Here is a 19900-nt window from a genome sequence, read left to right on the forward strand (position 1 = left end):
TAGGTAATCTGGACTCATGTAAAATGACCGCTACAGTGCGCAGGCGTGGCCGCAAACAGCGCCTCACCCAAACAACAGAACCCGAGTCGAACCCGCCTGTTTGGCCAGGTATCTGTGGCGGGCGTTTCAAGCCGCTTTCTCCCCAAGAGGTCGCGCTGGTTGAAGAAACGGCGCTGACCCTTCTGGAAATGCTTGGCCTGAGTCAGGCTATACCTTCGATGATCGAAAAGGTGGTTGCTGCGGGTGGGTCATTGACAGATGACCACCGTTTGCAGTTCCCCCGCGCTTTGGTGCGTCAGGCGATCAGCGAAGCAAACCGTGATTTTAGCCTTTGCGGTCAAGTTCCTGAACATGATCTGGATATCAGTCAGGCCCGCGCGCACATGTCCAGTGGCGGCGCGGCCCCCGGTGTTTTTGATCTGGACACGGGCGTCTATCGGGACTCGACACTGGCTGACCTGTATGACGCGGCCCGCATTGTCGACCAGATGGACAATATCCACCATTTCAGCCGTTCAGTGGTTGCCCGGGATATCGAAGACAACGCGGTTATGGATCTCAACACGGCTTATGCATGTCTGGCGGGGACGTCCAAGCATGTGTCGATCTCGATCACCGAGCCCGAAAATGTGCCCGCGATCGCGCAGCTGTGTTATGCCATTGCCGGCAGTGAAGAGGCCTTTCGCGCGCGTCCTTTCTTGACTGTGATGGTGTGCCACGTCGTGCCACCCATGCGCTTTGCCGAAGAAGCGTGTGAAGTTCTCGAAGCCGCAATTCTGGCTGGGTTCCCGGTTCAATTGATCAGCGCAGGACAGGCCGGTGCTACCAGCCCAGCAACCATTGCCGGGTCATTGGTTCAAGCTGTGGCGGAAACGCTGGCAGGGCTGGTGTTCGCCCGCCTTGTCGACCCAGAGGTAAAGGCGATCTTTGCACCGAAACCGTTGGTTGCGGATCTGCGCACCGGCTCTATGTGCGGCGGCGGAGGGGAGCAGGCGATTCTCATGGCGGGCGCTGCCCAGATGGGGCGGCATTTCGACCTGCCAACCTCCTCTATTGCGGGCATTACCGATGCCAAGTGTTTGGATGCGCAATACGGGGCCGAGAAATCGCTTGCTGTCACCATGGCTGCACACGCGGGTTCGAACATTGTCACCCAGGCGGCCGGGATGCAGGCCAGCTTGCTGGGCGTTAGCCATGCGGCTTATGTCAGTGACAATGACATGCTGGGGAATATCCTACGCACTTTGCGCGGGATCGAAGCCACGCCTGAAAACATCGCTGCCGACGTAATCGCCGACGTTTGCCGGGGCGAGGGGCATTATTTGGGTGAACAGCATACATTCAACAGGATGAAATCAGACTATTTCTATCCCGAAATCGGTGACCGGAGGACGCCGCGGGAATGGCAGGAAGACGGCTCTCAGCCTGTCGGTGACGTTGCTCGGGAAAAAGCGCGCGAGATTTTGTCCAATCACTTCCCGCAGCACATTCCCGACGACGTTGACCGCGCGTTGCGCACGTGTTTCGACATCCGTCTGACACGACAGCAAACCGGCAGATCCTCATGAAAAGTCAAAACCTAAGCGCCCGCGCATGTGCGGTTATGCCTGGTGGCGTCAGTCACGAGTTGCGTTACAAAACCCCGTATCCGATCTATTTCGACCGCGCCAAAGGGGCCGAGAAATGGGATGTGGACGGCAAGCGTTACATCGATTTCAAACTAGGCGCGGCCAGTCAGATTCTGGGTCATGCCCACCCTGAGATTGCTGAAGCAGTGGCCCGTCAGATGGAGAGGATGCCTTACACCGCAGACTGTCATCCGATTGAGGTCGAATGGGCCGAATGGCTGGCCCGCCTGTTTCCGTCTGCGGAACGGGTGCGGTTCACCGGGTCTGGTACAGAGTCTACAATGCTTGCTCTGCGGCTGGGTCGGGCGTACTCGGGCCGTGATAAAGTGCTGCGTATCGACGGCCATTTCCACGGCTGGCATGACATGTTGATGAAAGGTGCCAAACCCGGCACCAACACAGCGCCGAGTCTGGGTATACCGCAGGCTGTGACCGACCTGACGGTGGTATCCCCGCCGGATCTGGACGCCGTCGCCGACCTGCTGGACAGCGATCCACAGATCGGAACCGTCTTTGTCGAAGCCTCTGGCGCAAATTATGGATCGGTCCCTCTGCCGGACGGTTTTTTGCAGGGGGTGCGAGCCTTGACCGAAAGAACGGGCCATGTGCTTGTTTTTGATGAGGTAATCACGGGTCTACGCTGGTCGCCGGGCGGCCGTCAGGCGCGAGATGGGGTGACGCCGGATCTGACAGCATTGGCCAAGATCGTCACTGGTGGTCTGCCGGGCGGGGCCGTTGTTGGTCGGGCTCACGTCATGGATTTGCTCAGCCCCGGCGAGACCCGTGAAGGGCTATCGCCTCCGGTCGGACACAAAGGCACTTTCAACGCGGCCCCCTTGGTGGCTGCGGGGGCGGTTAAGGCGATGGAAATTCTTTCGACCGGCGACGTTCAGGCCCATGCCGATGCAATGGCCGCGCGTCTGCGGGATGGCTTCAACGCAGCCTTCATTGAACTGGACGTGCAGGCATTGGCTTATGGCGACAGCTCGACCTGCCACCTCTATTTCGGTGGACGATCCATTGAAGGGCTGGATGCCGCAAAAATCCGAAAAACGCCGCCCGCTGTCGTCAAAAGCTTGCGTGACGGGTTGTTAGAGCGAGGCGTGGATTTCATGTCTTTCACCTCCTGCGTGACTGGCCTGCCGCATACACCCGGCCTGATTGACGAGGCGGTCGCACTTTTCCGCGACACTATTTCGGATATGGTCCGCGACGGAGTTTTGTCATGACATTGCCCACCCATGCCCGCACCGTCATCATTGGTGGCGGCGTCATCGGCTGTTCGATTGCCTATCATTTGGCCCGCGAAGGTCGGAAAGATATTGTCGTTTTGGAACGCTCGAAACTGACCAGCGGCACGACGTGGCATGCGGCTGGTCTGGTGCGGCGCTTGCGCCCGTCGGCGACACTGACCAAGCTGATCAACTATTCCATCGACCTTTATGGTGAACTGGAACGTGAAACCGGGCAAGCCACGGGATGGACCCAAACCGGCTCGCTGACGCTGGCCTCCAACCAGGACCGACTGACGAATATCAAACGTCAGGTCTCGCTTGGCCGCGCCTTTGGGCTTGAGGCCGAGGTTGTGGATGCGTCCCGTGCCAGGGACTTGTGGCCGCTGATCGAGGTCGATGACGTGATCGGCGCGGTTTGGTCGCCGTCGGACGGACGGGTCAACCCCTCCGACGTGGCTCTGGCGCTGTCCAAGGGTGCACGGGCACGAGGGGTTCAGATCTTTGAAGATACCCGCGTGACTGGGCTGCAAAAGATAGGCGGGCGGATATCGGGCGTCGAGGTCGGTGACCATGTGATCGAGGCCGACGAGGTTGTGATCGCCTGCGGGCTGTGGTCGCGTGAAGTGGCGGCCATGGCCGGGGCGCACATGCCGCTTTACGCCTGTGAGCATTTCTACATTCTGACCAAGCCCTTGCCCGAGGTTCAGGCCCTTGGCAAAGGCGCGCACCTGCCAACGCTGAACGATCAGGATGCGTTTCTTTATGCACGCGACGATGTCGAAGGGCTGTTGGTTGGCTCGTTCGAACCCCATGCCAAAGGCTTGCCGCTGGATCGGCTGCCCGCCGATTTCTCGTTCGATCTGCTGGACGAGGATTGGGATCATTTCATGCCGATGATGGAAAACGCACTACGCCGCATTCCGGCACTGGAAAAGGCCGAGGTTCGGATGTTGCTGAACGGCCCGGAAAGCTTCACGCTCGACAGCCAATTCATGCTGGGTGAAAGCCCCGAAGTGCCGGGGCTTTTTCTGATGGGAGGGATGAATTCGACCGGAATTGCTCTGGCAGGTGGGGCAGGTAAGGCCATGGCGGAATGGATCATCGCCGGAGAACCCACGATGGAGTTGAACGAGGCCGACATTCGCCGCTTCAGCCCCGAGATGAACGTTCTGGGCGCACTGGAAGCCCGTATTCCTGAAGTTCTTGGACGCCACTATGACAATCCGTTTCCCGGTCGCTCGATGGAGACCGCAAGGGGTCAGCGTCGTTCGCCAATCCATGCCGGTCTCGCCGCCGCCGGGGCGCGGTTCGAAGCGCGGGGCGGCTGGGAACGTGCCGTGCATTTCGGAGGCGAAGCTGCCCATCTGCCACTGACCTTCGGCGCGCCTGCATGGCGCGAACAGGTCGGGCAAGAAGTCGAAACCTGCCGATCGGGCGCGGCCATTCTGGATCAAAGCGCCTTTGGTAAAATCATGGTGCAGGGGCCGGATGCCTGCGTATTTTTGAACCGGCTCTGTGCCGCGCAGATGGACGTGCCCGAGGGGCGCATTACGTATACCCAGATCCTGAATGCGAAGGGCGGCGTGGAAAGCGATCTGACCATTCAGCGGCATGGGCCCGAAACTTATCTGCTGATCGTCGGGGCCAATGAAACCGTTCGTGTGATGCAGCGGATGCGGGACACAAGAGGCGATTACCGTGCGGAGTTCACGGATGTTACCAGCGGGTATGCCATTCTGGGCCTTGCTGGTGCACAGGCCCGAGACGTGTTGCAGGCCACGACAAACGCGGCTGTCCCGGACCTCAAGCGGTTCTACTTTGCACCCGTCGAGATTGGTTTGGCCCGAGGTTGGGCAGGTCGGCTGAGCTTTACCGGGGAAGAAGGCTTTGAGCTTTACATCCCTGCCGACATGGCCATGGCTGCCTATGAGGCGCTGGTCGCCGCAGGCGCAAGCCATGCGGGTCTTTACGCAAGTGGATCTTTGCGCATTGAAAGCGGTTTTCGGGCATTCGGTCACGAACTCACACCGGGCACCACGCCGCTTGAAGCCGGGCTAGGTGCGTTTTGCGCCATGGGCACGGGTTTTGTGGGCGAAAACGCCTTGCGGGATCACAAGCCCGAACGGCGCATCGTTTCGATTCTGTTCGACGATCCCGCAGCGATCCCGCTGCATGATGAACCCATTTACTTTGACGGCAAGGTCGTGGGGCAGATCACCTCAGCCGCATGGAGCTACCGGTTTGGTCGTTCCGTGGCGCTTGGCCTGATCAACGCGCCTTTGGACCTGCTTGAAACCCAAGACGTTTTGGACGGGTTCGAAGTCGAAATCGCTTGCGCCCGTTACACGGTCAAAGCTTCTCTCAAACCCGCAAAGGTAGCTTTTGCATGAGCGACACGATCCAATCCACCCAAGTGGCGATCATTGGCGGCGGTATCATGGGCGTGGCCGCGCAGTTTCAGCTGGCGGAAAACGGCTGGACTGACACGATCCTGTTCGAAAAGGCCGAATTGACCAGCGGGTCCACATGGCACGCGGCCGGTCAGATCGCCCATGCGGTGGGCAGCCGCCTTATGGGATGGATCAACAAAACCTCGATTGAAACCTATAAACGGGTCGAGGCCGAAACCGCACAGAGCATAGGCTGGCACGAAGTCGGCGGCATCCGGATTGCGACCACCGACGATGAAGTCGATTGGATGAAGTCGATCATGGGCGTGGGCAAGCTGTTGGATCTACCAATGGATCTGATCGGCCCGGAAGAGGTGGCGCAGGTTAATCCCTTTTACAAAGTCGACGACGTCAAAGCTGCGGTGCGCACTTACGAGGATGGTCATATCGACCCCTCGAGCGTGACCATGGCGCTGGCTGCTGCAACCCGGTCGCGCGGCGCCCGGATTGAACGGCACAACCGGGTGCTGGGGGCGTCCCGCAAAGGCGATATGTGGCTGTTGCGCACCGAAAAAGGTGATGTGTTGGCAGAACATGTGGTGATTGCCGCCGGGTCTTACGCCAATCAGGTGGGGGAGTGGTTCGGGCTGAAAATCCCCTCGGTGTCGTGCCTTCACCACTATCTTGTGACGGACACCGTACCACAGTTCGCCGACCGTCCGGAATTGCCCGTGATGCGGGACAATGCCTTTGGCGGTTACATCCGGCAGGAGCAGAAATCCGGCTTGATCGGAATTTACGAAGGCCATGTCTGCCCAACGGTCTGGGAAATGCCCGAAGGCGCGCCTTGGGCGGCGGAGAATGAGCTGTTCCAGGCCGATTACGACTCGATTGGCGATTTCCTGATGGTGGCTTTCGACAAAATGCCAATTCTGGCTGATCTTGGCATCAAACGCGTCGTGCGTGGGGCAATCACGCACACACCTGATGGCGGAATGCTGGTCGGGCCATCGGGTGCGCCGAATGTCTGGTTGTCCTGCGGCTCGTCCATCGGGCTGGCCTGGGGCGGCGGCGCGGGTAAAGTGCTGGCCGATTGGATGGTGCATGGTGAAGCCGAAATCAACACCCGCGGTTTCGACCCGCGCCGATACGGAGATTTCGCCTCGGATAATTTCATTGTCGAGCGCACCAAGGACGAGTTCATGCGCCGCCATGACACGCCTTGCCCGGGTAAGCAGTTCCACAGCCTTCGGCCGCTGAAAAAACACCCACTGTATGACCGCCTTGCCGCCAAGGGTGCAGTTTTCGGAGAAGTCGCCGGTTGGGAGCGTCCGCGCTATTTCGGTGGAGTAGGCGAAGCAGAACAGATCGGCTGGGGTCATCAGCCGTGGCATGCAAATGCGACGGCCGAGGCAAAAGCGACGCGCGATGCCGCGGGTGTCATCGATCTCTGCGCTTTTGCCCAGTTCGAGATCTCGGGCAAGGATGCGGGCGCTTTGCTGGACCGGCTGTCGGCCAACCGAATACCTTCGAAAGACGGGCGGATGAGCCTGAACCATTTGCTGACGGCGCAGGGAAGGTTCGAGACAGAAATCACGATCTGGCGCATGGCCGAAGACCGGTTCTTCACAGGTTCCCCCATTGCCCGCGCCACACCGGATTTCGAATGGATCAAGTCCCACATCCGACCCGGCGAGGATGTGACGATGATCAACCGCTCGGCAGGTTGGGGGATGCTGGCACTGTCAGGCCCTGCGACTCGCCGTATCCTGTCTGAACTGACAGACGTTGATCTGTCCAATCGCGCTTTCCCTTGGTTATCTGGGCAGGAAATCCGCGTCGCAGGAATTCCTTGCTATGCTCTGCGCGTTTCGTTTGTCGGTGAATTGGGCTGGGAATTGCACGCGCCGCTGGATCAGATTGGCGCAATCTACGACGCGCTTTTTGAAGCCGGGTCCAAACATGGTCTGACCGATCTGGGTTCTTACGCGTTCAACGGGATGCGTATGGAAAAGGCCTTTCGCGCCAGCGGGGAACTGACCACGGATGTCGGCCCGCTTGACGTCGGCCTCGAACGCTTTGTCGTGAGCGAAGGACGCGATTTTCTGGGCCGCAATGCGCTGCTCAGCCGAGATCCGGCATGGCAGCTATTCTATGCAGAGCTGCACTCAGAAGACATCGACATTCATGGTGGCGAACCGGTGTTGCTGAACGATCGGCCTGTGGGCCTGACCACATCGGGTGGGTATGGCTATACCATCGGCAAGTCCCTGGGGTGGTTGTTTGTTCGCAAGGGCACCCCGCAAACGGGTCTCAGCGTCCGAATTCTAAACCGTGACATCCCGGTGACGGTACATCAAGATGCGCTCTTCGATCCGCAGAATTTGCGACCCCGATCCAAGGAATAACTCTTGCTGCAACCGATAGATATCACTCAGAAGTCGGCCATCGAGCTTGCGGGAGACCTGCGTAAAGGAACCCTGAGCAGCTCGGAGGTTTTGGCAGCCTATCGCGCGCGCATCGAAGGCGATACAGCTGGTGTGAACGCCTTTGTCACGCTGGATTGGGACGCTGCCAGCGCCTGTGCTGATGAATTGGACAGGATGGCCGCACGGGGGCAGTTCGTAGGGCCACTGCACGGGTTGCCGGTCGCGATCAAAGACTGTTTTGATACCGCCGGTCTGCGCACAACGCATGGATCAAGAAGCTTTTCTGATCATGTCCCGTCCAGTGACGCGCTACACCTAGCACGTCTAAGGGCGGCAGGTGCCGTGATCGTTGGCAAGACAAACACGCCCGAGTTCACATTTTCTGGCCAGACCACGAACTTTGTATCGGGCACGACGCGTAATCCATTGAACCCCGAAAAGACGGTTGCGGGCAGTTCTGGTGGCGCGGCTGCCGCGTTGGCGGCCAACATGGTTGCCCTTGCTGATGGCTCGGATCTTGGCGGCAGCGCCCGCACACCTGCTGCATGGTGCGGTGTTGTAGGTATGCGGCCAACATCGGGTTTGGTGCCCATGGATCCAAACCCGGCCCCGTTCGACGGTTTGTCCGTGCCATGCCCGATGGCGCGTACGGTTTCGGACCTCGCTTTGATGCTGAGTGTAATGCAAGGGCCGACGCCCAACCAGCCATTGGCATTCACCGGCGCTTACCCGGACCCGGTTGAGATTGATACCCCGCTGACTGCGGGCCGCGTGGCGTTGAGCCTTTCGCCCTTCGGGGCAAGTGTTGAGCCATCGGTTCAGGCGGCCTTGGCACCAATCGCAGATGTTTGCCGCGCTTTGGGCTGGCGTGTCGATGAAGATACGGCCCCGGACCTAGCGCCGCTGCTTGCATATGGCGACATCATTCGGGGCCAATGTGCCCTGCAAATTCGCGCGGCGCTCGATCCCGACATGACGCTGGCCACAGACAGCTATCGCACGGCTTGCGCACAGGGAGAACGGCAAAGCTTTGCCGATTTGATCGCCTATCAGACGACACGCCGTCATGTCTGGGACTCTGTTGCTACATTCTTCGCCCACTATGATTTTGCCCTTTGGCCCACCGCCACTGGATTGCCGTTCAGCGCAGACCTGCGAGACGGGGAAATCACCGAAGACTGGCGCACGGTGACCCTGACACCGACGATGGAGCTTCCATCGATTTCCATCCCCATGGGGCAGTCCTCGGACGGTATGCCCGTGGGTCTTCACATCACCGGTCCGAAAGGGTCGGACGCGCGGCTGCTGCGCTTTGCCCGCCAGATTGAACGCCAAATTTCCGGAGACTGAACATGACCACCATCAACGGCGGAGAAGCCGTCTATCGCGTTCTGAAAGCCAACGGCATCGATACCGTTTTCGGCCTGTTGGGCGGCTCGATGCTGGAACTCTACGATTCCATGTATAAAGGCGGTCAGATCGCATATGTCGGAGCGCGGGACGAACGTGCTGCGGGCCACATGGCTGATGCCTGGGCGCGGATGACGGGCAAACCTGGTGTGGTTCTGGGCGCGCAAGCGGGGCCCGGCGTGGTCAACATCGTGACAGCAGTGGCCGAGGCGCAACTGGCCTATTCCCCACTTGTGGTGATTGCCGGGGCGATCACCCGTGCCGATCAATGCAAGGACACGTTTCAGGAAATAGATCAGGTCGCGCTGTTTGCGCCCATTTCCAAACGTTCGGTCATGGTGACAGATCCGGCGCGGCTGGCACCGATGCTGGAAGACGCCATCCGGTTGGCCAACACAGGTCGGCGCGGGCCAGTGGTGCTGCATGTCCCGCGTGACTTGTTTGCCGCTGAAATTCCGGCTTTTGAGCCGACCCGGGTGAACATCGCGCGCCCCGGACCGGCCGCACCGTCGGACGTCGCCGCCATTGCCAAGCTGCTATCTGGGGCCGAAAGGCCGGTGATCTTTGCCGGTGGGGGCTTCAAATGGGGGGACGGGCGCGACGCTTTGACGGCGTTGGCCGAAAAGCTTGAGGTTCCTGTCGTCGCCTCAACCGGCCATGCCGACGTCATGCCCCACGGCCACCCGTGGTTTGCAGGGCAAGCCGGGCCACGCGGCAATGTGGTCGCCAGCAGGCTGACGCGCGAGGCGGATGTCATGGTGGTCCTCGGAGCCCGCCTTGGGTTCAACTCGACCTTTCATTCCAACGACTATGTCGGGGCTGATACCCGGATTGCCCATGTCGATATCGAAGGTGCAGCAGTTGGTCGTTATTTCCCCGCCGAGATCGCGGCACAGGGCGATGCCCGCCTGACTGCCGAAGCTTTGACAGATACAGCAACGCGCCCGGATTGCGATCCGTGGCGCGAAGCGTTTCGGTCTGGCATGTCCGACCTCGAAGCCGTGCGCGCGACTGAGGCAGAGCTGGACAGCTTGCCTATGCACCCGCGCCGTGCTCTGGCCGAAATCCGCGCGACCTTGCCCGAAAACGCCATCGTAACGCTGGACACGGGCAACACTTGCCTGCAAGCCGCAGACCGGCTGGCCCACTATGCACCGATGTCTCTGATCACACCTTTGGATTTTGGTCTTGTTGGCTTTGGTCTCGCTGCCGCAATCGGAGCCAAGGCTGCTACGCCAGATCGCCCTGCCGTGGCTGTGATGGGTGATGGCGCCGTCGGCTATACAATGATCGAGATTCAGACTGCCATTCAGCACAATCTGCCAATCACCATCGTTGTTTTGGACAACCAGGCTTGGGGAGCGGAAAAGGCTTACCAGCAAGAGTTTTACGGAGGCCGTTTGCTGGGTGCAGAAATTCAATCGCCCCGTTTTGACAAATTTGCCGAACTATGTGGTGGGAAAGGTATATGGGTCGATGGGCCCGGTGGCATGGGCCCGGCGTTGCAAAAGGCCATCGCGTCGAATGAAACAACGGTTATTCAGGCCAAAATTGACCCAAGTGCGTTGATGACCTTGCGCAAAGACCTGTTCACGGCACCGCAAAAAGACTGAGCTCTCCCCGATCGATCTATGCGGGTTAGTCTTGGCTGATACCCCGGCGTGGAAGGTTAACACGGGTTCTGGCATTGCGCCGGAAGCGACGCGCGTACTTGTGTTGACCTTCAACAAAATCGTTCTTTTTGCATTAGATTGGGGTGTTCGCCGGGCCGATCCTAGGATTCTGCGCGTTTGGTCAGCCTTTACGTCGAACGGCCATCAGGGGTTCCGCGACCGTAAAAACGCCGCATGATCATGGGCGTGAGGTACATAGGTATCTGATAGGCGCCGATGAAGGCCATGATTGGCGCAGTCACCTCGGGCGGCAGGGCTACAAAAAAGATCGCGATGTTTCGGTTACCAGCGATCAACGAAACTGCCGCTGCCCGCGCCGCGGGAAGCCTGCTTCGCGTCAATTGAAACATGACAATCTGTGCGCCAAAGTTGGCCAGACAGGCAAAGGCGATCCAGAATGCAGCCAAAGCCGGATCCTCCAACGCTGTTGCGCTGACCGACGGCATCAGGCCAATAACAAATATAGCCAGCGTAAGCGTTCCCAATCCTTCAAGACTTAGCAAAGTGGATTGCGAAGGCGCGCGCAGGACTGTCTTTCGTACGAATATGGCTGCACCGGTTGCACCTAAAATTGTAAGTGAAAGACGCAAGCCAGCCTCTAAAACCGCCTGAATATCGCCAAGTGCGGGCATGAACAGGAAAATGGGCAGTGCGGTCAAAGGCAGCAGAGCTGTGCTGACAACCATCAGCCGCATCGCGTGTTCTGGTGCGTGACCCATCATCATGCACATATTCGGGCTGCCTGAAATAGACGGGGCCGCCGTCATGATCAGCAGGCACAGCAGCACTGGCGTTCCGGTCCACCCACAGGCATATCCAAATGCTATGACGATCATCGGCGTCACCAGCTGAAATCCGACAACTGTAAGGGCGACTTTGGGCAGGTCGCTCAATGACCCAACGATGGCTTTGGGGTCCATCCTCAGCATAGTCACGAACAGCAACAGAACGACCAAAGGGGCCAGCAGATCTCGCATTGGTTCCGCCAGAGATGGCAACAGAAGACCTGCTGCCAATCCGCCGATCAGAACATAAGGTCCATGGCGCGCGGCCAGATGAAGCGGGTTCAAAACCGCCTTATCCGCCAGGGCTTTGTCGCAGGTTTTCAGGCAACCAGGTCGCGAGATCAGGGAACCAGATCAGGATAAAGACCATCAGAACCATGATCAGGAACATTGGAATGGCCGCCCGCGCGATATAGCTCATCTCGTGGTTGGTCATGCCCTGCATCACAAACAGGTTGAACCCGATCGGAGGCGTGATCTGCGCCATCTCGACGACGACCACAATGAAGATGCCGAACCAGATCAAGTCGATCCCGGCGTCGCGGATCATGGGCTCGACCACCGCCATTGTCAGTACGACCGAAGAGATACCGTCCAGAAAACAACCCAGAATGATGTAGAAAACCAGCAGCACCATGAGCAGTTCGAACCGGGTCAGTTCCCAGCCAGCAATCAGATCGGCCAGACCACGCGGCAAGCCTGTAAAGCCCATGGACAGCGAAAGGAACGCCGCGCCCGCCAGAATGAGCGCAATCATCGCGCTGGTGCGAGTGGCCCCCATCAGACTTTCGGTAAAGGTTTTCCAACTCAAAGATCCCTGACCCGCCGCCAACAGCAGCCCGCCGATGACCCCAAAAGCCGCGGCCTCGGTCGCGGTGGCATATCCCAGATACATCGACCCAATAACCACCATGATCAAAAGGATTACAGGCAGAAGGAAGCGAGAGTTCTTGATCTTTTCTGAGAAACTCAGCTTGGCTTCGGTATTGGGGCTCCAGTCTTTGCCGAGTTTGGAATAGATCGCCACGTATCCCATGAACATCGCCGCCAGAACCAGACCGGGAAGGATCCCGGCAAAGAACAGCTTGGTGATGGATTCATTGATTGTCACACCGTAGACGATCAGGGTCAGCGAGGGCGGGATCATCAGCCCGAGTGTCGCCGCGCCGGTCAATGTTCCGATGATCATGCGTTCGGGATAATTGCGCTTGCGCAGTTCAGGGATCGACATTTTGCCAACCGTTGTCAGCGTGGCCGCTGAAGAGCCCGAGACGGCTGCAAAAACCGTGCAACCAACGATATTGGTGTGTACCAGCCCGCCTGGCAAAGGGGCCATCCACGGGGACAGGCCCTTGAACATGTCTTCCGATAATCGCGTTCGATACAGGATTTCACCCATCCAGATGAACATGGGCAGGGCGGTCAGAGTCCACGACGACGACGCCGACCAGATGGTGGTGATCATCACGTCCCCGACGGGGCGGGTGGTGAACAGTTCCATCCCGACCCAGGCAACGCCCATCAGGGCCAACCCGACCCAGACGCCGGTGCCCAGCAAAGTGAAAAGAACAAAGAGAAAGAGGATGATGACAGAGAGGTTTTCCATGATTTACTCTCCGTGGCTCTGATCGGCGAGATCGCGGACGATGCGGTGTTCGCCCTTGAAAAGCACGTGGATTAAATGATCAGTCAGTGCAATGGCCAGAATGACTGCGCCTAACAGCATCGCGGATTGTGGGATCCAAAGGGCAGTTCGGTCCTGGCCTTGGCTAATGTCGTTAAACTTCCAGCTCCAATAGACAAAGCGATATGCGTACCAGCAAAAATACCACATGACAGCGGTGCCGATGGCGAAGCACCAGACCTCCAGAATACGCCTTACCCCATCCGGAACGGCGTTCAGAAGGATGGAAACCCGGATATGACTGCCCCGGTTCAGTGCATTAGCAAAAGCCAGAAAAGATGCTGCGGCCATCGCGTAACCGGCATAGTCGGGTGCTCCGGGAAACACTTCACCGGTCCAGCGGGCAAGCATCTGCACGACGATCAGCAACAGAATGGCGATCAGGCTGAGTGCCGCTAAAACCCCTGCCGCTAGATAGATGAAGTCGAGTACGGACCGAAGCCCTCGCAAAACCGCCATGCTGTCCCCGCTGTTTTTTGATTGGATGCGAAAAGGGCGGCCGGATGAACCACCGCCCAAATCGAAAGGTTACTGAGACGCGTTGAAGGCGTCGACGATGGCTTTGCCTTCATCACCGGCAGCTTCCAGCCATTCGTTGGTCATGGTCACGCCGATCTCTTTCAGCTCGTTGGTCATCTGTTCAGAGGCCGGACCAACAGTCATACCGCCATCCCGCAAACCCTGCAGGGTGAACCCGGTATATTCCTTAGCGCGCCAGTTGCCTGCGTACTCTGCCAGTTCAGCGCAGCCTTTGATGACGTTCTTGTTGGCATCAGACACACCTGACCAGACATCTGAATTGACCATCACGTAGTTGCGCGGCAACCAGGCATCGACTTCGTAGAAATAGTTCAGGCTTTCCCAGACTTTGCGGTCATAACCGGTCGATCCCGATGACACCATCGAATCTGCCACACCCGTCGCAAAGGCCTGACTGATTTCCGCCGCTTCAATCGTCACCGGTAGCATCCCGGTCAGCTCGGCCAACCGCGAGGTCGCATTGTTGTATGAGCGGAACTTGATGCCCTTCATGTCAGCGACCGAGTTTACCTCGTTCTTGAAATACAGACCCTGAGGCGGCCACGGTACAGCGTAAAGCAACGTCAGGTTCTGTTCGGCCAGTACTTTTTCAATAGATGGCTTGGCGGCCTCCCAAAGCTTGGCGCTGTCTTCGAAAGAGGTCGCGAGGAACGGAATCGAGTCAAAGCCAAACAGCGCGTTTTCGTTCTGGTGGCCGGACAGAAGACGTTCACCAATCGGGGCCTGCCCTGTCTGAATTGCGCGTTTGATATCGGCACCCTTGAACAGTGAACCGGAAGGGTGTGTGACGATCTCGATCTCACCACCAGTGCCTGTGGTCACGCATTTGGCAAATTCCGCGCCTGTGGCCGAGTGGAAGTTTGACGCCGAATAAGCCATCGGCATGTCCCATTTCTCCGCCATGGCCGGTGCCGCCGCAGCTGCGGTCAAAGCGGTCGCTGCCAGAAGATTTGTCAGTTTTTTCATCGTTTTCTCCCTATTGAATTTTGAAACGCCGATGTTTTTCATCAGCTTGTTCTTATGTTGCGTAGCGTGACGGCGCGTAGACGCTCACATCCGCGTTTGGAGTTCTGCCCGCGATCATCTGGGCCAAAAGGCGTCCGGTTTTTGGCCCGCCTGTCAGGCCGATGTGATGGTGCCCAAAGCCCATATAGGCCCCCTTGATGCCGGGCACGTCGCCAATGATCGGGATCGAGTCAGCCGGGGCGGGCCTGTGCCCCATCCATTCCACTTCCTCCTTCCATGTTATGCCCGGGAAAGCTGCCCGGGCATTCTTGCGCATCAATTCAAACGGCGCGCGAGAGGGCGGTGCATCCAGCCCTCCGAACTCTACAATGCCTGCCAAGCGTATGCGCCCATCCATGGGTGTTGCAACAAACTTACCCGATGCGACCATGACCGGGCTGCGCGGCATGGCAGAAGGTTCCACCAATTCAAGATGATACCCGCGTTCGCTTTCAAGTGGGACCGAAACCCCCAGGCGCTTGGCCAATGGTCCTGACCAGACGCCTGCCGTCACGATAGCTGTGTCGCACGCAATGGTTTCACCGCTCGTGCGAACGCCTGTTACGCTTCCGCCTTCGCGCGTGACGTCTTCGACATTGGCTTGGATGATCCGACCTCCTTGCGCTTCAACATGTGCAGCTAGGTCTTTGACATATCGCCCCGGATCGGTGATGTGGCCATGGTCTGACAGCTTGGCCGCAAACCCAATATCCTGACTGAACACGGGATCGTAATCGTGGAATGCCTTGCCTTCCAGTTCTTCCCACGCAAAGCCATGCTTACGCCGAATGCTCCAACCAAAGGCATCGCCTTCGAAATGGGCTCGGTTTTCATAAAGGAACAGATAATCGCTGGGGACGATCCATTTGTCAGCACCAGTTCCGGCGGCCAGCGCCTTGTGGTCGTTCAGGCTGTCGCCCACGATGGGCGTCAGGGCTGCTGCGATCCGCTCCACGTCTGTGGCGTTTGCATGGCTTAAATACTGCCTTAGCCATGGCAATAACTTCGGTAAGTACCCCCATTTCAGGAACAGCGGCTGAGAGGGGCTTAACAGCATCTTCGGCGCTTTGCCGAGCAGTCCCGGAACCGTCACAGGCACGATAGAGCATGACGCAAGCACGCCGCCATTGCCATGCGAGGTTCCTTCGCCAGGCCCGGCCTTGTCGATCAAAATCACATCGTGACCGTCGCGCTGCAGCCAGATAGCCGCGGAGACTCCGACAATTCCAGCCCCGATGATGGCTATGGTCTTCTTCTCGCTCACGCCGCCACCGCCTTTGAAATTGCGTAGTGGTTCAGTTTGTCCAAGTCGGGTTTGCCGCCAAGCCCAGGGCCATCCGGCACGCAGACTTGCCCGTTCCTGATCTGGAACGGTTCTTCCAATATGTCCTTTTTCAGGAAATACGACGCCTGATAGAACTCACAGCCCAGAGTGATTTCTGGTGTCGCGGCAATCATGTGCGTGCCGGCCAAATGGGCCAGGCCAGCCTCGAACATGTCGCCACCATAGGCTGTCAGGCCGTGAGCCGCCGCAATACGCGCAACGGTTTGACCGCGCGTCAGGCCGCCGGATTTCATGATCTTGACGGAAACACCGTCGCAAATCGCTTCGCGTGCCGCACGCTCCATGTCTTCGGGGCCAAAAACGCTCTCGTCTGCCAGCAAAGGCACATCTGTCATTTGGCGCAGCTTGGCCATCATGCCGAAGTGATGAGCGCGCACGGGTTGTTCGATGAAATCCGGATCGAACCGGGCGACGTCGCGGACCTGGGCCGGGGCATCCTCGATACTGAGTCCTTGGTTATAATCCACGCGCACCGAAAACTCGGGGCAGTTCTGGGCAAGGTATTCCAGTCGCATGATGTCAAAGGCGTGATCCTTGAACCCGGTCTTGAGTTTGACAATCCGGACACCATCGTCCTGCAACCGTGCCAACAGGTCGACGTCTTGCGAGAAATCAGGGTTGGCGATGGAACAACTCAGCGGGATTGCGTCCCGGCATTTCCCGCCCAACAAGGACCAAACGGGCACGTTACTGATCCGGCCTGTAAGATCCAGCAGCGCGGTTTCCAGTGCGGCTTTGGCCTCGGTGCAATGCGCCACAGCATAAGCGGCGCGCGCCATGATCGCGGATCTGTCGCTGACTTTTGCGCCCAAAACAAGTGGGCGCAGATACCGATCGAGCGCAGCAAAGGTCGCCTCTGGCGTGCCGGTAAATACTGACCAGGGCGATGCTTCGCCATACCCTTGAGAGCCGTCCTCGGATGTCAGCCGTAGGATAACAATTTCGCAAACGCCCTCGACGGATCCAATGCCGTGATCCCGCCGCGAGGTCACTGGAAGCTTGAGGTGCCATAGGTCATAGCCCGTGATTTTTTGTGACAGATCGCTCATTCGGCCCCCTATAGATGTGCGGAAGCCTGCCTTGACCGGCATATCATTTCAAATACTATATCTTCGACAGTTCATCAGAAAAAATGATACAATACAAATGTCATTGCGCTTTCGTCAGCTTCAAGCCTTTCACGCCATCATGGAAACCGGAACCGTGACCGGCGCAGCATCGGTTCTTGGCATCTCGCAACCCGGCATCAGCAACCTTTTGGCGCAATTGGAGCGCGAGGCGCGATTACCTTTGTTCGAACGCAACAAGGGGCGTCTTTTGCCCACGCCCGAAGCCGAGTTGTTGTACCGCGAAGTCGACACTGTTGTGCGTGGGTTGGATCATGTTGCGCAGGCGGTAACGGATTTGCAAAACAAGCATCCCGGTCAGTTACAGGTTGCTGCGCCACACCTGCTTTCATTTGGTTTCATGCCACGTGAGATCGCGCGGTTTGCCGAAAGTCGCCCGAACCTGTCCGTCAGCTTTCAGTCGCAATATTCGTCGAAGATTCAAGAATGGGTGACGTCTGGCCTGTTTGAGATCGGCATTGTCGAGATGCCCATTTTGCATGACACGCTGAACTATCAGGTGTTTCAGTTCGAAACGCTGGCCACTTTCCCGGAAGACAGTCCTTTGTCAGCGCATGACGTTCTGACGCCAGAAATTCTGGAAAATGAGCCTTTTATTGTCATGGGCCCGGAACACCAGACGCATCGTAAAACCCGTGACATCTTTCAACGTGCCGGGCGTACATGGCGAACGCAGATTCACACACACTTGTCAGAAAACCTGCTGAGCTTCGTGAAGCAAGGCATGGGGGTCGCCATGATCGATCCCTTCACCGTTACCTTTGATGAAGAGAGCGGATATCAAACCCGCCCTTTCAAACCCGCAGTCATGTTGGAGCTTGCAATCATCACAGCAAAAGGTCGCCCCTTATCCAGGATCGCTCAGGAGTTTCTGGATCAGCTGATCCCGTCAATCGCCTCTTACGCTACCCATTCGGATACTGGCGCAACAGCTTCGTGAAGCTGTTGCGAAAGGATGTCGACCAGCGTGGGGCCGTCATGTTCGATAGCCTGCTTCAGGACTTTTGGCAGGTCTTCGGGGTCTTTAACCGTCCATGATTTCACACCAAATGCTGACGCGACTGCGGCATGATCCGTGCGGTTGAAGTCAACGTTGTAGAATCTTTGACCAAAGCCCGCATCCTGACCCGCTTTGATCCAGCCGAAGACTGCGTTAGAGAAGACAATCGAAGTGATAGGCATTTTGTGCCGCACCATCGTTTCGAACTCGCCACATGTGAAGCCGAACGAGCCATCGCCCATGACGGCCAGGGTCTTGACCGACGGACGCCCGACATGTGCCCCCATCGCTGCACCTAATGAATAGCCCAGAGCGCCATGCGCCCGGTTGGTGATGAACTGCCGTCCCGATGTCCGCCAACGAAAATGCGCGCTGAAATAGGGGCAGGGAGTGCCTGGATCCGCCACAACGATTGCGTCGTCATCCAGAATATCCATCAACGCAGCCATGACAGCTTCGGGCCGGATCGGCATTTCACGACTTGCGGCCAGTGGCGCGAAAGCGGCCAGCTTGGCATCCCACGCGGCACGGGCTTTATCCGCCCCGCCTTGTGCGTTCAGGTCTTGCCGATCTTCTAAAGCGCGGGTGAGAGCCTCGAGCGCCAAACAGGCATCTGCGCAGATTGCTACTTCGGTCTGGTAGTTTGCGCCAATCACCATGGGATCGCTGTCGATGTGAATGATCGTGGCATCGCGCCCTGGGCTTCTCCACCGTTCGGTTGTGACCGAGCCGGCGCGGCAGCCTATGAACAGAACAACATCCGCCTGATCCACGACGGCACGTGTTGCGGGCACACCTCCGTTAGACCCGACAACGCCCAAAGCCAGAGGGTCGGTTTCGGCGATGGAACCCTGGCCGGAAACGGTTGTGGCAACGGGCATGTCCAACAAATTTGCGACCTGTCGCAGTGCGTCGGTTGCACCTGACAGAACTGGCCCCCCGCCACAGACCGCAACAGCGGATTTGGCTCGCGCCAGAATATCCGCCGCGGCTTCGATCGCATCCATGTCCGGGGCAGCGCGTTCGGCAGGATAGCTGCGATGCCTGTCATCCGCCCAGATTTCGGCCTCATCCACCTGCGCTTTTTGCGTGTCGAAGGGCAAAGCCAGATGCGTGGCGCCCGGCGTGCCCGTTGTCATTGCCCGGAAGGCTGCCCGCACCATGGCCGGAAGCCGCGCGGCGTCGTCCAGCGAGGTGTTCCACTTGGCCAACGGCTTGAACAGGGCAGGCTGATCCAGCTCGGTCAACGGGTACTTGCCCCGGCTGGTTGTCGCGACGTCCGAGGTAATCGCCAGAATCGGAACGGAACTTTCATTGGCTTCGACAACGCCGGGCAGAATGTAAGTTGCGCCACCGCCCGAGGGACCTTCGCAGACACCGGGTTTTCCTGTCACACGCGCGTAACCATCCGCCATATAGGCTGCGTGCCGTTCATCCCGTGTCAAAATGTGCTGAATACCGTGATCCATGCGGGCCAGAGCGTCATAGAACGGCAAGGTGGTATCGCCGCACAGACCGAACATGTGCTTCACGCCATGTGCCTCGAGCATACGCACCATAGCCTCTGCCCCGGTCAGATAATTCGTCCCTGTCATGATCTACGAGCCTCTCGATTCCACACTGTACGCAGAACTGTATACAGTTTTGTA

Annotated in this window: 14 protein-coding genes; 7 read left to right on the top strand and 7 right to left on the bottom strand. The window is 58.3% G+C overall.

Features of this window, described 5'->3' with window-relative positions; genetic code table 11:
- Positions 1-23 precede the first annotated feature (23 nt).
- From GS636_RS13465 to GS636_RS13490, 6 genes are read left to right on the top strand one after another with little or no spacing between them, the layout of a single operon-like run.
- Positions 24-1568, top strand: coding sequence for a trimethylamine methyltransferase family protein (locus GS636_RS13465; protein WP_171669843.1), 1545 nt, complete (start codon positions 24-26; stop codon positions 1566-1568).
- Positions 1565-2857, top strand: coding sequence for an aspartate aminotransferase family protein (locus GS636_RS13470; protein WP_171669844.1), 1293 nt, complete (start codon positions 1565-1567; stop codon positions 2855-2857). The genes GS636_RS13465 and GS636_RS13470 overlap by 4 nt, the downstream gene beginning before the upstream one ends.
- A complete protein-coding gene (locus GS636_RS13475; RefSeq protein ID WP_171669845.1) occupies positions 2854-5253 on the top strand; it encodes an FAD-dependent oxidoreductase in 2400 nt (799 codons plus the stop codon). Before GS636_RS13470 ends, GS636_RS13475 begins: the two co-directional genes overlap by 4 nt.
- Complete coding sequence (locus tag GS636_RS13480; protein ID WP_171669846.1) at positions 5250-7661, top strand: FAD-dependent oxidoreductase; 2412 nt, start codon at positions 5250-5252, stop codon at positions 7659-7661. Before GS636_RS13475 ends, GS636_RS13480 begins: the two co-directional genes overlap by 4 nt.
- Positions 7662-7664: 3 nt before the next feature.
- The gene (locus GS636_RS13485) at positions 7665-9032 is read left to right on the top strand and encodes an amidase (protein WP_171669847.1); all 1368 of its coding nucleotides are present in this window, start codon (positions 7665-7667) and stop codon (positions 9030-9032) included.
- Positions 9033-9034: 2 nt separating this feature from the next.
- Entirely contained in the window at positions 9035-10705 is a 1671-nt protein-coding gene (locus GS636_RS13490; RefSeq protein ID WP_171669848.1) for a thiamine pyrophosphate-binding protein, read from the top strand.
- 188 nt (positions 10706-10893) lie between these two features.
- On the opposite strand, the gene GS636_RS13495 is transcribed toward GS636_RS13490, so the two are convergent.
- From GS636_RS13495 to GS636_RS13520, 6 genes are all read right to left on the bottom strand, one after another.
- On the bottom strand, positions 10894-11835 hold the full coding sequence (locus GS636_RS13495) for a hypothetical protein (RefSeq protein WP_171669849.1): 942 nt from the start codon (positions 11833-11835) through the stop codon (positions 10894-10896).
- Positions 11836-11842: 7 nt separating this feature from the next.
- Positions 11843-13156: a TRAP transporter large permease gene (locus tag GS636_RS13500; protein ID WP_171095090.1), complete on the bottom strand. Its 1314-nt coding sequence runs from the start codon at positions 13154-13156 to the stop codon at positions 11843-11845.
- A 3-nt stretch (positions 13157-13159) separates the two neighbouring features.
- Positions 13160-13693: a TRAP transporter small permease gene (locus tag GS636_RS13505; protein WP_171095088.1), complete on the bottom strand. Its 534-nt coding sequence runs from the start codon at positions 13691-13693 to the stop codon at positions 13160-13162.
- 69 nt (positions 13694-13762) lie between these two features.
- On the bottom strand, positions 13763-14740 hold the full coding sequence (locus GS636_RS13510; RefSeq protein WP_171669850.1) for a TRAP transporter substrate-binding protein: 978 nt from the start codon (positions 14738-14740) through the stop codon (positions 13763-13765).
- 52 nt (positions 14741-14792) lie between these two features.
- On the bottom strand, positions 14793-16043 hold the full coding sequence (locus GS636_RS13515) for an FAD-dependent oxidoreductase (protein WP_171669851.1): 1251 nt from the start codon (positions 16041-16043) through the stop codon (positions 14793-14795).
- Positions 16040-17173, bottom strand: coding sequence for an enolase C-terminal domain-like protein (locus GS636_RS13520; RefSeq protein WP_171669852.1), 1134 nt, complete (start codon positions 17171-17173; stop codon positions 16040-16042). The genes GS636_RS13515 and GS636_RS13520 overlap by 4 nt, the downstream gene beginning before the upstream one ends.
- Before the next feature lie 97 nt (positions 17174-17270).
- Here GS636_RS13520 and GS636_RS13525 point away from each other — a divergent pair, with 97 nt between their 5' ends.
- A complete protein-coding gene (locus GS636_RS13525; protein ID WP_171669853.1) occupies positions 17271-18191 on the top strand; it encodes a LysR family transcriptional regulator in 921 nt (306 codons plus the stop codon).
- On the opposite strand, the gene GS636_RS13530 is transcribed toward GS636_RS13525, so the two are convergent.
- A complete protein-coding gene (locus GS636_RS13530) occupies positions 18152-19846 on the bottom strand; it encodes a thiamine pyrophosphate-binding protein (protein WP_171669854.1) in 1695 nt (564 codons plus the stop codon). The two genes, GS636_RS13525 and GS636_RS13530, sit on opposite strands and share 40 nt — an antisense overlap.
- Positions 19847-19900 lie beyond the last annotated feature (54 nt).

Origin of the sequence: Ruegeria sp. HKCCD4884 (assembly GCF_013110855.1) — a bacterium.
Classification (GTDB): domain Bacteria; phylum Pseudomonadota; class Alphaproteobacteria; order Rhodobacterales; family Rhodobacteraceae; genus Ruegeria.

Bases quoted from the DNA above. Each gene is read 5' to 3' on its own strand.
- GS636_RS13530 (WP_171669854.1), bottom strand. From the start codon at position 19,846: ATGACAGGGACGAATTATCTGACCGGGGCAGAGGCTATGGTGCGTATG.
- GS636_RS13465 (WP_171669843.1), top strand. From the start codon at position 24: ATGACCGCTACAGTGCGCAGGCGTGGCCGCAAACAGCGCCTCACCCAA.
- GS636_RS13490 (WP_171669848.1), top strand. From the start codon at position 9,035: ATGACCACCATCAACGGCGGAGAAGCCGTCTATCGCGTTCTGAAAGCC.
- GS636_RS13505 (WP_171095088.1), bottom strand. From the start codon at position 13,693: ATGGCGGTTTTGCGAGGGCTTCGGTCCGTACTCGACTTCATCTATCTA.
- GS636_RS13500 (WP_171095090.1), bottom strand. From the start codon at position 13,156: ATGGAAAACCTCTCTGTCATCATCCTCTTTCTCTTTGTTCTTTTCACT.
- GS636_RS13520 (WP_171669852.1), bottom strand. From the start codon at position 17,173: ATGAGCGATCTGTCACAAAAAATCACGGGCTATGACCTATGGCACCTC.
- GS636_RS13480 (WP_171669846.1), top strand. From the start codon at position 5,250: ATGAGCGACACGATCCAATCCACCCAAGTGGCGATCATTGGCGGCGGT.
- GS636_RS13525 (WP_171669853.1), top strand. From the start codon at position 17,271: ATGTCATTGCGCTTTCGTCAGCTTCAAGCCTTTCACGCCATCATGGAA.
- GS636_RS13510 (WP_171669850.1), bottom strand. From the start codon at position 14,740: ATGAAAAAACTGACAAATCTTCTGGCAGCGACCGCTTTGACCGCAGCT.
- GS636_RS13475 (WP_171669845.1), top strand. From the start codon at position 2,854: ATGACATTGCCCACCCATGCCCGCACCGTCATCATTGGTGGCGGCGTC.
- GS636_RS13470 (WP_171669844.1), top strand. From the start codon at position 1,565: ATGAAAAGTCAAAACCTAAGCGCCCGCGCATGTGCGGTTATGCCTGGT.